This is a genomic window from Acinetobacter sp. FDAARGOS_559, from assembly GCF_003940475.1.
Taxonomy (GTDB): Bacteria; Pseudomonadota; Gammaproteobacteria; order Pseudomonadales; family Moraxellaceae; genus Acinetobacter; species Acinetobacter baumannii.
This window is the reverse complement of sequence record NZ_RKJG01000005.1, coordinates 2,415,460-2,428,456: the sequence shown is the minus strand read 5'-3', so window position 1 is coordinate 2,428,456 and position 12,997 is coordinate 2,415,460. Positions and strand designations below refer to the sequence as shown.

Below are 12,997 nucleotides of genomic sequence, written 5' to 3'. Positions count from 1 at the left end.
TGCACCTTTTCACCTTTACTGCATTCTTTGTTGTAAAGCCACCAAACATGGAGAGAAGAATAGCTTGCCACTGTATGCTCCGGCTAAGGTTTTCTTCATTACCCCGCTCCACATCACTAATAATAAAATACTGAATGCCACAGCGACGTATTGTAAAAATACAACTTCAATCTGATGACCTAAATTAAATAAAGCCAAAATAAACACACCAAATGGGAAGGTTAAGCCCCACCAACCCAAGTTAAATGGAATACCTGTCTTTGCATGACGAAGTGTTGTTAAAATCGCAAGGCCAAGCCACCATAACCCAAAGCCTAAAAGTACCAGACTACCCACAACGCCCAAGGCTTGAAATACATGGGCCAACTCAGGAAAGCCAACATTTACAAATACTCTTTGTGCCTGCTCACCTAGCAACAATAGGCCTAAAGCACCTGTCCCAATCGGGCCTAAAGAAAGCCAGCTAGAAATCGCGACTTCTTTTTCTGGTAACTGATGCAAAGCCATACGCAACATTAAAATCGTTAAAATGGCAAATGCAGGTAAAACAGAGATTCCCCAAAGTACGTAACCCGCTAACAATAAATGAAAGCTATGCACATCTGTTGGTAAATGTGCAACCAACATGCCCGCAGAACTTGCTGCGACTTCACAAGCAACTACAGGTAACAACCAAATTGCAGTCATGGTATGTAGCTGATGATTCTGACGGCTAAACATGCAAAATGGTACGATCCATGCAATTGCTAGTGCTAAAAAAACGTCGATGTACCACAAAGCTTGGGCGATATGAACTGCCACTTCGCCGTAAAGTCCGATTCCGAAGCTTAAAAAGCCATTTAGTATGGTTGCAAGCCCCATCGGTATAGCACCTAAAAACAAGCTCATATTTGGATGATTAAATATTTGCTTCGCTTCATGCGGGAAGAGTAACCACCGCAATAAATAGAGAACTGAAAAAACACTAAATAGAACAATATTAAATTGCCATAACAGCGTAGCCAGCATAAATAAAAATGATTTGGCAAATGGAAGCTGAATTAAAATCATACTGACCACGCCAGTACCCATAGTTGCTGTAAACCAATTTGGGGTAAAATGCCGTATAACATCTTTACTTTGATTTAATTGGTAAAAGGGTCTTTTCATCTTAAGTCTCTAATCAAAGAGTGGATGAGGCTATAGTAGGATAAATTAATAATAAGAAAAATTGATTTATTTTTATTTAATTCATCATTTTTTTAGATATAAAAAATATTCGTATTGAAAAATACCTGAGTAAAAACACAACAACAAGACGAATCTGTGAGATTATGGCAATATATAGCCCTTGCAAAAATAGCCATATTTTAAGTTCATGAAACTGCTTCGTCTTAATGCGTTATCGCCCAATTTCCAGTTACCACAAACAGCGGTAACTATTGGTAATTTTGATGGTGTCCATTTAGGTCACCAAGCGATGATTGCTCAACTCAAAAAAATTGCTGCAGCACAAGGCTTAAAAACATTGGTCATGATTTTTGAGCCCCAACCGCTTGAGTTCTTTAAAGGCTACGATGCCCCACCTCGTATTAATTCATTACGGGAAAAAGTTGAATATCTAGCTGAACTTGGGGTGGATTACATTGCGGTTGCCAAGTTTGACCAGCATTTCCGTAGCATGAGTGCTTCTGAGTTTGCAGATTTATTAAAAGACAAATTAAATGCTCAAGCTTTGGTTTTAGGAGATGACTTTCATTTCGGCAAAGACCGACAAGGCAATAGCGAATTTTTAAAGAATTACGGCTTTCAAGTCACAAATTTACATACGATTGAACTCGAAGGTGAACGCGTCAGTTCAACTCGTATTCGCCAAGTGCTTCAAGTGGGTAATCTCGCTTTAGCAGCTAAATTATTAGGCCGTCCGTACAGTATTACCGGTCGTGTTCAATATGGCGACCAAATTGGACGAACTTTAGATTTCCCAACGATTAATGTTCGTCTCAACCGCCATAAGCCTTGTTTAAATGGTATTTATGGCGTTGAAGTCATTTGCGAAACAACTTCGCTAACTCAAAAAGTGCTTCAGGATAATCCTGAAAAGCCCGGAATTGCCGGATATCATGAAAACAGCCTCTATGGTGCAGGTCATGTCGGTACACGTCCAGCCATTCAGCAAGAACATCCAGAGTGGAGATTAGAAGTACATTTCCCTGATGTTTCTGCTAATCTGTATGGCTTATTTATGCGGGTGACTTTTCTTCACTATCTTCATGGTGAATTGAACTACCCTTCGCTTGAAGCACTTAAGGCAGGAATTGATAATGACGTGCAGCAATTACGACAATATCGTAACGACACGACACAATTTCCTTTTTAATTCGAATTTTGATTGTAAAACATGTCGGCTCCCAAGCTGATTAAACTGGAAGACAACTTGCATGAGCGATAAGCAAACTACTGAAAATGCAGTGGACTACAAAGCCACGCTAAACCTGCCGGATACTCAATTTGCAATGAAAGCAAATTTGGCAGTACGTGAAGTGAAATGGTTAGAAGAGTGGTATACCGACAACATTTATCAGCAGATTCGTGCATCGCGTATTGGCAAGAAAAAATATATTCTGCATGATGGCCCTCCATATGCGAACGGTACAATTCACTTGGGCCATGCGGTTAACAAAGTACTTAAGGACATCATCGTAAAAAGCCGTACTTTGACAGGTTTCGATGCGCCATATGTACCAGGTTGGGACTGTCACGGTTTGCCAATCGAACTAAAAGTTGAAGAAAAAGTAGGTAAAGTCGGTGAAAAAGTTGATGCAGCCACTTTCCGTAAACACTGCCGTGAATATGCGCTAAAGCAAATTGATTTACAGCGTACTGACTTTAAACGTCTTGGTATTTTAGGGGACTGGGATAATCCTTATCTCACCATGAACTACAAACAAGAAGCCGATATCGTTCGTGCTTTAGGTTTAATCCAAAAAAATGGCCATATCCAGCCGGGCTTAAAGCCAGTGAACTGGTGTATGGACTGTGGCTCAGCACTTGCTGAAGCTGAAGTTGAATACGAAGATAAAAAATCAGACGCAATTGACGTTGGTTTTGGCGTTGTAGATTTAAAAGACTTAAGCGCTCGTGTAAATGTAGATGTTCAAGATCCAACGGATATCGTGATCTGGACCACTACACCTTGGACGTTACCAGCGAACCAAGCAGTTGCATTGCATGCCGAAATTGAATATCAATTGGTACAAGTGACTACTGAACGTGGTAAGCAAAACTTTATTCTTGCTAAAGACTTAGTTGCTTCTGCAATTGAGCGTTACAAGCTTGAAAACCCAGTTGTTTTAGCTGACTTTACTGGTTCAGCTCTTGAAAACCTTACCCTACAACATCCTTTACTTACTGATCGTCAAGTTCCGGTTATTTTAGGTGAGCACGTTATCGCAACAAGCGGTACAGGTGCTGTACACACTGCTCCTGGCCACGGTGCAGATGACTATAAAGTAGGTCTTCAATACAACCTTAAAGTTGAAAACCCAGTGGGTGGTAACGGTGTTTACTTACCAACCGCACCAATCTTTGCTGGTGAGCACATCTATAAAGCCAATCCAAAGATTATTGAAGCTTTAGGTGCTGTAGGTCGCTTATGGGCTCATCAACCGATTAAACACAGCTACCCACACTGCTGGCGTCATAAGACTCCGATTATTTTCCGTGCTACACCACAATGGTTTATCAGCATGGATCAAAAAGGTTTACGTGACGGTGCGCTTAATGCCATTGAAAACGATATCGAGTTTGTACCGAACTGGGGTAAAAACCGTATTGAATCAATGATCGAAGGCCGTCCGGACTGGTGTATCTCACGTCAACGTACTTGGGGTGTACCAATTCCTTTCTTCGTTCATAAAGATACGAACGAATTGCACCCTCGTACGCCTGAGCTCATCGAAGAAGTTGCCAAACTTATCGAGAAAGAAGGTATTGATGCATGGTTTAACCGTGATGCGAAAGACTTCATTGGTGAAGATGCTGAACAGTACAATGCTGTTCGCGATACGCTTGATGTATGGTTTGACTCTGGTACAACGCATTACGCTGTACTTGAGCAACGTGAAGAATTAGAAAGCCCTGCTGACTTATATTTAGAAGGTTCAGACCAACACCGTGGCTGGTTCCAATCTTCTTTATTAACGTCTATGGCAATTCATAACCGCGCACCATACAAAGCCTTGTTAACACATGGTTTTACAGTGGATGAGAATGGCCGTAAATTATCAAAATCTCTAGGCAACTATATTCCGCTTGAAGAAATCATCAAACAACTTGGTGCCGATGGTTTACGTTTATATGTAGCATCTAGCGACTATCGCTATGAAATTGCAGCATCGAAAGAAATCTTTAGCCGTGTAAGTGATAGCTACCGTCGTATTCGTAATACGCTACGCTTCTTACTTGCAAACTTAAATGGTTTCAAACCAAGTACTGATGCTCTGGCAGTAGATGATCTTATTGCTCTTGATCAATACATCTTGCAACGTGCTAATGAAGTACAACAGACCATTATCGCGGCCTATGAAGAAATGAACTTCCATGTCGTGTGTAGTGCATTAACAAGCTTCTGTATTAATGACTTAGGTGGTTTCTATCTAGACATCATCAAAGACCGTCAATACACCACTAAGGCTGACTCACAAGCACGTCGTTCCGCACAAACAGCGCTTTACCATATCGTACAAGCATTTGTTCGCTGGATGAGCCCTATTCTTAGCTTCACAGCTCAAGAAGCTTGGCCACTTATCCCTGAACAAACTGAGAAGTATGTATTTACAGCTGAATGGTATGACTTACCTGTTTCATCAAAAGCAAACTTGCTTTCTGAAGCAGACTGGCAAACATTGATTAGCGTAAAATCTGCAGTAAATAAACAGATTGAAGCAGCTCGTAACGCTAAACTTGTCGGTAGTAATCTTTCAGCCAAAGTTGAACTTTGGGCAAATGAATCATTACAAACAGTTTTAAACCAACTGGCTGATGAACTCCGTTTTGTTCTTATTACTTCACAAGTAGTAGTACATCCATTTGCTGAACAAGGTGAAGCAACTGAAATGGAAGGCTTACGTGTACAAGTATCTGCAGCTGAAGGTGAAAAATGTGCACGTTGCTGGCATGTCCTTCCGGATGTAAATACACATGCCGATCATCCTGGTTTATGTGGTCGTTGTATTGTGAACGTCACTGGTCGTGGCGAAGTGAGAAAATATGCCTAATTCACAAGCTAAAAAAGGCTTATTCCAGTTTTATCCTCACAACCTCATTTGGCTTGGACTTTCTGTCCTTGCCATTGTGTTGGATCAATGGACAAAATGGATTGCAAGTACACATCTGAACTACGCAGATCCTGTACCTGTACTTCCATTTTTAAACTGGACACTATTACATAATTATGGTGCAGCTTTTAGCTTTTTATCTGATGCTGGAGGATGGCAACGCTATTTCTTCACATCTTTGGCAGGCTTAGTTTCAATACTTTTTGTATTTTGGTTGCTACGTATGCCTAAAAAAATGGTGGTGCTACCTGTAGCTATCGCTTTAATTTTAGGTGGAGCCCTTGGTAATCTAATTGACCGTATTACTTTAGGGTATGTGGTCGATTTTATTCATGTTTATTACCAAAATCATCACTTTCCAGCTTTTAATATTGCGGACAGTGCCATTACTCTAGGTACCATTTTGCTACTCATCGATACATTCTTCCTTGAGAAGCAAAGACCTAAAAATTCGGATGCATAATATGACCGAAATTATTCAACCTAATGAAGAAATTCGTATTACTGACGGTTCTAAAGTTGACCTACACTTCTCTGTTGCTATTGAAAATGGCGTAGAAATTGACAATACACGAAGCCGTGAAGAGCCTGTTAGCTTGACTATTGGTGACGGTAACTTGTTACCAGGTTTTGAGAAAGCGCTTCTTGGCTTACGTGCAGGCGATCGACGTACAGTACATCTACCACCAGAAGATGCTTTTGGTCCATGGAATCCTGAAAATATACAAACTTTTGATACGGTTAAATTCGAACAACGACCTATTCCTGGTCATATGATCGAGTTTGAAGATAAAGCAAAAGCAACTTTATTTGGGGTTGTGAAGTCAGTAAATGATGATATTACTGAAATTGATTTCAACCATCCTCTAGCCGGCAAAAATATTACTTTTGAAGTAGAAATATTTAAAGTGACTCCAGCTGGTCAGCAAGGCATTAAGATCATGTAAAAAAAGCCCTCGATTGAGGGCTTTTTTATTATTTAACTTTTATTGATGACATAAGAATCCTTACAAATTCTATATTCTCACGCACCTATATAATGAATTAAGTTATAAAGATAAAAATCCTTAGGAAAAACATATGCTGGTCTATATTATCGTCGGAAGTGTTCGCGAAGGGCGCACAGCTATTAAAATTGCCAATTGGTTAGAAACAACAATACCCTCATTTAATCTAAAAGATTTTCAAACAGAAGTAATTGATTTAAAAGAATGGAATCTACCCTTATTTTCAGGTTCTCACCCACCTGCTACAGGTATTTATGATCAACCTAAACAACAAGAATGGGCTGATAAAATTGCCCAAGCTGATGCATTTATCTTTATTAGCCCAGAATACAACCACGGTTACAGCCCAGCTTTAAAAAATGCACTGGACTATGTCGGTAAGGAATGGAGCGGCAAACCAGCCGCATTTATAGGTTATGGCTCAACAAATGGTTCTCGTTCTATTAGCCAAATACGCCAAGTCACTTCAAGTTTAAGTATTGTTGACCCAAATGCTGTGATCGAAATACGAGATATCTTCAAACGCAATAAAGATGAAAAGTTTGAAGCCAATGAATTTGAAGTAAAAGGACTTCAATCAATTGTTGAGAAACTACAGAAATATCATTTGTCTTAAATTTAACAAAAAGCCTCCTTTTTAAATAAAAGGGGCTTTTTAATTTTATAAACTTTTTAAATAATTCACTATGTCAGTATTACCCGCCATTTCTGCAAGCTGTAGTGCTGTATATTCGCTTTTATAAGTGACATGCGCCCCTTTTTCAACTAATAGCTTCACTATCTCTAAATGATCATTCTCAGCCGCTGCTTGTAGAGCAGTATACCCTTCATCATCAGTCTGATTAGGATCTTCTCTATCTATTAATAATTGTTTTACTTGCTCTAGATCACCTAAAGATGCCCAATAAATCAGTTCTGGAAGAGAGAGTTCTTCATCATCTTCAGGTATGGGAGAGAAAGAATTAATTTTCACGGGGACACCAAAAATAAAAAACTTCCTCATTATATCCATAGAACCGAATAAACATCCAAAAATGATTTGTAGTTCTATATTTAAACAATTCTCTATTGATTGAATTCTTGCTATAAAAAAACACCCCAACCTCTTTTGAGATTGGGGTGTTTAGAATAATGAGCTGGCGATGACTTACTCTCACATGGGTAATCCCACACTACCATCAGCGCTAAGAGGTTTCACTTCTGAGTTCGGGAAGGGATCAGGTGGTTCACTCTTGCTATGGTCGCCAGCACAACTGTTTATGGATACTTGCCTGGGTCTTATTTAATGCCGAAGCGTTTTCCAAATCTGTAACAGACTGGGCTGATTGAATCTTACTTTATCTGTTCATTTTAGCTAGAGGTATAACTAAATCAAGTTGTCTTGCATATTTAAGAATCGATTGATGCTTCATATACAACTGCTTGGGTGTTGTATAGTCAAGCCTCACGAGCAATTAGTATTGGTCAGCTTCACATATCACTATGCTTCCACATCCAACCTATCAACGTCCTAGTCTCGAACGGCTCTTTAGAGGACATAAAGTCCTAGGGAAATCTTATCTTGAGGTAGGCTTCCCGCTTAGATGCTTTCAGCGGTTATCCCTTCCGAACATAGCTACCCGGCGATGCGACTGGCGTCACAACCGGTACACCAGAGGTTCGTCCACTCTGGTCCTCTCGTACTAGGAGCAGATCCTCTCAAATTTCCAGCGCCCACGGTAGATAGGGACCGAACTGTCTCACGACGTTCTAAACCCAGCTCGCGTACCTCTTTAAATGGCGAACAGCCATACCCTTGGGACCTGCTTCAGCCCCAGGATGAGATGAGCCGACATCGAGGTGCCAAACACCGCCGTCGATATGAACTCTTGGGCGGTATCAGCCTGTTATCCCCAGAGTACCTTTTATCCGTTGAGCGATGGCCCTTCCATACAGAACCACCGGATCACTAAGACCTACTTTCGTACCTGCTCGACTTGTGGGTCTCGCAGTTAAGCGCGCTTTTGCCTTTATACTCTACGCGTGATTTCCGACCACGCTGAGCGCACCTTCGTACTCCTCCGTTACTCTTTAGGAGGAGACCGCCCCAGTCAAACTACCCACCAGACACGGTCCTCGTCCCGGATCACGGGACAGAGTTAGAACCTCAACATTACCAGGGTGGTATTTCAAGGACGGCTCCACTGGAACTAGCGTTCCAGCTTCAAAGCCTCCCACCTATCCTACACAAGTAAGGTCAAAGTTCAGTGTCAAGCTGCAGTAAAGGTTCACGGGGTCTTTCCGTCTAGCCGCGGGTACACTGCATCTTCACAGCGATTTCGATTTCACTGAGCCTCTGCTGGAGACAGCGCCGCCATCATTATGCCATTCGTGCAGGTCGGAACTTACCCGACAAGGAATTTCGCTACCTTAGGACCGTTATAGTTACGGCCGCCGTTTACTGGGGCTTCGATCAAGAGCTTCGCTTACGCTAACCCCATCAATTAACCTTCCAGCACCGGGCAGGCATCACACCCTATACGTCCACTTTCGTGTTTGCAGAGTGCTATGTTTTTAATAAACAGTTGCAGCGGCCTGGTTTCTGCGGCTGTCGTCAGCTCAGGAAGCGAGTTCCATCACCAACAACAGCGTACCTTCTCCCGAAGTTACGGTACCATTTTGCCTAGTTCCTTCAGCAGAGTTCTCTCAAGCGCCTTGGTCTACTCGACCTGACCACCTGTGTCGGTTTCGGGTACGATTCCTGTGTAACTGAAGCTTAGAGACTTTTCCTGGAAGCATGGCATCAACCACTTCGCTGTACAAGTACAGCTTGCTATCAGATCTCAGCATAGAGTACCCCGGATTTGCCTAAGATACATGCCTACTTCCTTTCACCTGGACAACCAACGCCAGGCTGATTTAGCCTTCTCCGTCCTCTCATCGCATTACACAGAAGTAATGGAATATTAACCATTTTCCCATCGACTACGCCTTTCGGCCTCGCCTTAGGGGTCGACTCACCCAGCCCCGATTAACGTTGGACTGGAACCCTTGGTCTTTCGGCGAACGGGTTTTTCACCCGTTTTGTCGTTACTCACGTCAGCATTCGCACTTCTGATACCTCCAGCATGCTTCTCAACACACCTTCATCGGCTTACAGAACGCTCCCCTACCACGTATACAAAGTATACATCCGCAGCTTCGGCACATAGTTTTAGCCCCGTTACATCTTCCGCGCAGGCCGACTCGACTAGTGAGCTATTACGCTTTCTTTAAAGGGTGGCTGCTTCTAAGCCAACCTCCTAGCTGTCTATGCCTTCCCACATCGTTTCCCACTTAACTATGATTTTGGGGCCTTAGCTGGCGGTCTGGATTGTTTTCCTCTTGACTACGGACGTTAGCACCCGCAGTCTGTCTCCCGGATAGTACTCATAGGTATTCGGAGTTTGCATCGGTTTGGTAAGTCGGGATGACCCCCTAGCCGAAACAGTGCTCTACCCCCTATGGTATTCGTCCGAGGCGCTACCTAAATAGCTTTCGGGGAGAACCAGCTATCACCAGGCTTGATTAGCCTTTCACCCCTATCCACAAGTCATCCCCTGGCTTTTCAACGACAGTGGGTTCGGTCCTCCAGTTAGTGTTACCCAACCTTCAACCTGCTCATGGATAGATCGCCTGGTTTCGGGTCTATACCCAGCAACTAAACGCCCTATTAAGACTCGATTTCTCTACGGCTCCCCTATACGGTTAACCTCGCTACTGAATATAAGTCGCTGACCCATTATACAAAAGGTACGCAGTCACACCACGAAGGTGCTCCCACTGCTTGTATGCATGCGGTTTCAGGATCTATTTCACTCCCCTCACAGGGGTTCTTTTCGCCTTTCCCTCACGGTACTGGTTCACTATCGGTCAGTCAGGAGTATTTAGCCTTGGAGGATGGTCCCCCATATTCAGACAAGGTTTCACGTGCCTCGCCCTACTCGTCATCATTATGTGTGCCCTTTCGTGTACGGGAATATCACCCTCTACGTTCGCACTTCCCAGAGCGTTCCACTAAAACACACATAACTTAATGGGCTGATCCCCGTTCGCTCGCCGCTACTGAGGGAATCTCAATTGATTTCTTTTCCTAAGGGTACTGAGATGTTTCACTTCCCCTCGTTCGCCTTGCAACACTATGTATTCATGTTGCAATACCTACCTTAAAGTAGGTGGGTTCCCCCATTCAGACATCTCCGGATCAAAGGATATTTGCCGCCTCCCCGGAGCTTTTCGCAGGCTATCACGTCTTTCATCGCCTCTGACTGCCAAGGCATCCACCACATGCACTTAATTACTTGACTATACAACCCCAAACAGTCGATGTTACCTACAAGTTAGCAACTTCAACATTTCAGTTTAGAGCACTGTGCACTTAAGCACCGTACAGCTTCAATCTAAATTCACATACCAAAACGCTTGATTCAGTTAATTTGCTAGTTCTCAATTCATCTAGATTAATTGCTTAACCTAAACTCTTGAGTGAACAATTTATTTCAGACTCAATTTTGCCAATCTGTTAATGAGTTAATGTGTCTTCGTCAGATCACACTAATTACCGTGATAATGAAATCACAGAAGTTAATAAACCAAGATCTCAATCTTTATTTACTAATTTCTGTAATCCGAACTTATCTTAAGTTCTGGTGGAGACTAGGAGAGTCGAACTCCTGACCTCCTGCGTGCAAAGCAGGCGCTCTACCAACTAAGCTAAGTCCCCAGCTTACATCATCAATCATGTATCTATTATCTATAACTTCAACCAGTCAAAGTCATGGTGGGTCTGACAAGACTTGAACTTGTGACCCCACGCTTATCAAGCGTGTGCTCTAACCAACTGAGCTACAGACCCTCAGATACATCTATGAAGAACAACTTGTTGTGGATTCTTACCAATCGTCAATCTTTCGTTAAGGAGGTGATCCAGCCGCAGGTTCCCCTACGGCTACCTTGTTACGACTTCACCCCAGTCATCGGCCACACCGTGGTAACCGCCCTCTTTGCAGTTAGGCTAGCTACTTCTGGTGCAACAAACTCCCATGGTGTGACGGGCGGTGTGTACAAGGCCCGGGAACGTATTCACCGCGGCATTCTGATCCGCGATTACTAGCGATTCCGACTTCATGGAGTCGAGTTGCAGACTCCAATCCGGACTACGATCGGCTTTTTGAGATTAGCATCACATCGCTGTGTAGCAACCCTTTGTACCGACCATTGTAGCACGTGTGTAGCCCTGGCCGTAAGGGCCATGATGACTTGACGTCGTCCCCGCCTTCCTCCAGTTTGTCACTGGCAGTATCCTTAAAGTTCCCATCCGAAATGCTGGCAAGTAAGGAAAAGGGTTGCGCTCGTTGCGGGACTTAACCCAACATCTCACGACACGAGCTGACGACAGCCATGCAGCACCTGTATCTAGATTCCCGAAGGCACCAATCCATCTCTGGAAAGTTTCTAGTATGTCAAGGCCAGGTAAGGTTCTTCGCGTTGCATCGAATTAAACCACATGCTCCACCGCTTGTGCGGGCCCCCGTCAATTCATTTGAGTTTTAGTCTTGCGACCGTACTCCCCAGGCGGTCTACTTATCGCGTTAGCTGCGCCACTAAAGCCTCAAAGGCCCCAACGGCTAGTAGACATCGTTTACGGCATGGACTACCAGGGTATCTAATCCTGTTTGCTCCCCATGCTTTCGTACCTCAGCGTCAGTATTAGGCCAGATGGCTGCCTTCGCCATCGGTATTCCTCCAGATCTCTACGCATTTCACCGCTACACCTGGAATTCTACCATCCTCTCCCATACTCTAGCTCACCAGTATCGAATGCAATTCCCAAGTTAAGCTCGGGGATTTCACATCCGACTTAATAAGCCGCCTACGCACGCTTTACGCCCAGTAAATCCGATTAACGCTCGCACCCTCTGTATTACCGCGGCTGCTGGCACAGAGTTAGCCGGTGCTTATTCTGCGAGTAACGTCCACTATCTCTAGGTATTAACTAAAGTAGCCTCCTCCTCGCTTAAAGTGCTTTACAACCATAAGGCCTTCTTCACACACGCGGCATGGCTGGATCAGGGTTCCCCCCATTGTCCAATATTCCCCACTGCTGCCTCCCGTAGGAGTCTGGGCCGTGTCTCAGTCCCAGTGTGGCGGATCATCCTCTCAGACCCGCTACAGATCGTCGCCTTGGTAGGCCTTTACCCCACCAACTAGCTAATCCGACTTAGGCTCATCTATTAGCGCAAGGTCCGAAGATCCCCTGCTTTCTCCCGTAGGACGTATGCGGTATTAGCATCCCTTTCGAGATGTTGTCCCCCACTAATAGGCAGATTCCTAAGCATTACTCACCCGTCCGCCGCTAGGTCCAGTAGCAAGCTACCTTCCCCCGCTCGACTTGCATGTGTTAAGCCTGCCGCCAGCGTTCAATCTGAGCCATGATCAAACTCTTCAGTTAAAATCATTTTGTACCTTATTTAAAGACAAGGTACCAATTCTGGCTCATCAATTACTGACTTAAATTTCGCTCAAATAAACTTCGAGTAATTTAAACCAATCAATCAATGAAAATTATTTCGATTAATCAATCAGTAAAAATCCACACAAGTTGTTCTTCAATTCTCTTAATGATTTTTCTGCTCCTCATCAGAGACAGAATTC

The 12,997-nt window shown here is 43.5% G+C and carries 7 protein-coding genes, 2 tRNA genes and 3 rRNA genes; 5 read left to right on the top strand and 7 right to left on the bottom strand.

Going from position 1 to position 12,997, the window contains the following annotated elements; all coding sequences use genetic code 11:
- Positions 1-15: 15 nt before the first annotated feature.
- Complete coding sequence (locus EGS71_RS13165; protein WP_000828377.1) at positions 16-1,149, bottom strand: TDT family transporter; 1,134 nt, start codon at positions 1,147-1,149, stop codon at positions 16-18.
- 208 nt (positions 1,150-1,357) lie between these two features.
- On the opposite strand from EGS71_RS13165, the gene ribF reads away from it, so the two are divergent.
- From ribF to EGS71_RS13140, 5 genes are all read left to right on the top strand, one after another.
- Positions 1,358-2,359, top strand: a complete 1,002-nt coding sequence (gene ribF / locus EGS71_RS13160; protein WP_000771825.1) for a bifunctional riboflavin kinase/FAD synthetase — start codon at positions 1,358-1,360, stop codon at positions 2,357-2,359.
- Positions 2,360-2,420: 61 nt separating this feature from the next.
- Positions 2,421-5,258 carry an isoleucine--tRNA ligase gene (ileS, locus tag EGS71_RS13155; protein WP_001281047.1) on the top strand — a complete coding sequence of 946 codons (2,838 nt, stop codon included), beginning with the start codon at positions 2,421-2,423 and terminating at the stop codon, positions 5,256-5,258.
- Positions 5,251-5,781 (top strand): signal peptidase II, encoded by a 531-nt coding sequence (gene lspA / locus EGS71_RS13150; protein WP_001133879.1) that lies wholly within the window; start codon positions 5,251-5,253, stop codon positions 5,779-5,781. Before ileS ends, lspA begins: the two co-directional genes overlap by 8 nt.
- 1 nt (position 5,782) lies before the next feature.
- Positions 5,783-6,265, top strand: coding sequence for an FKBP-type peptidyl-prolyl cis-trans isomerase (locus EGS71_RS13145; protein WP_000136002.1), 483 nt, complete (start codon positions 5,783-5,785; stop codon positions 6,263-6,265).
- 133 nt (positions 6,266-6,398) lie between these two features.
- Complete coding sequence (locus EGS71_RS13140; protein ID WP_000964178.1) at positions 6,399-6,941, top strand: NADPH-dependent FMN reductase; 543 nt, start codon at positions 6,399-6,401, stop codon at positions 6,939-6,941.
- 45 nt (positions 6,942-6,986) lie between these two features.
- Here the strand turns inward: EGS71_RS13140 and EGS71_RS13135 are convergent, their stop codons facing one another.
- From EGS71_RS13135 to EGS71_RS13110, 6 genes are all read right to left on the bottom strand, one after another.
- Entirely contained in the window at positions 6,987-7,337 is a 351-nt protein-coding gene (locus EGS71_RS13135) for an ankyrin repeat domain-containing protein (protein WP_000353868.1), read from the bottom strand.
- A 122-nt stretch (positions 7,338-7,459) separates the two neighbouring features.
- Positions 7,460-7,574: ribosomal RNA gene (rrf, locus tag EGS71_RS13130) — 5S ribosomal RNA — on the bottom strand.
- A 184-nt stretch (positions 7,575-7,758) separates the two neighbouring features.
- Positions 7,759-10,650, bottom strand: a 23S ribosomal RNA gene (locus EGS71_RS13125).
- A 340-nt stretch (positions 10,651-10,990) separates the two neighbouring features.
- A tRNA-Ala gene (locus tag EGS71_RS13120) sits at positions 10,991-11,066 on the bottom strand.
- A 55-nt stretch (positions 11,067-11,121) separates the two neighbouring features.
- Positions 11,122-11,198 (bottom strand) — tRNA-Ile (locus EGS71_RS13115).
- 59 nt (positions 11,199-11,257) lie between these two features.
- A 16S ribosomal RNA gene (locus tag EGS71_RS13110) occupies positions 11,258-12,794 on the bottom strand.
- Together the 16S, 23S and 5S rRNA genes with 2 tRNA genes alongside form the textbook arrangement of a ribosomal RNA operon.
- Positions 12,795-12,997: the final 203 nt, after the last annotated feature.

Excerpts from the sequence above, each read along its gene's own strand:
- EGS71_RS13165 (WP_000828377.1), bottom strand. The coding sequence starts at position 1,149 with ATGAAAAGACCCTTTTACCAATTAAATCAAAGTAAAGATGTTATACGG.
- ribF (WP_000771825.1), top strand. The coding sequence starts at position 1,358 with ATGAAACTGCTTCGTCTTAATGCGTTATCGCCCAATTTCCAGTTACCA.
- ileS (WP_001281047.1), top strand. The coding sequence starts at position 2,421 with ATGAGCGATAAGCAAACTACTGAAAATGCAGTGGACTACAAAGCCACG.
- lspA (WP_001133879.1), top strand. The coding sequence starts at position 5,251 with ATGCCTAATTCACAAGCTAAAAAAGGCTTATTCCAGTTTTATCCTCAC.
- EGS71_RS13145 (WP_000136002.1), top strand. The coding sequence starts at position 5,783 with ATGACCGAAATTATTCAACCTAATGAAGAAATTCGTATTACTGACGGT.
- EGS71_RS13140 (WP_000964178.1), top strand. The coding sequence starts at position 6,399 with ATGCTGGTCTATATTATCGTCGGAAGTGTTCGCGAAGGGCGCACAGCT.
- EGS71_RS13135 (WP_000353868.1), bottom strand. The coding sequence starts at position 7,337 with ATGGATATAATGAGGAAGTTTTTTATTTTTGGTGTCCCCGTGAAAATT.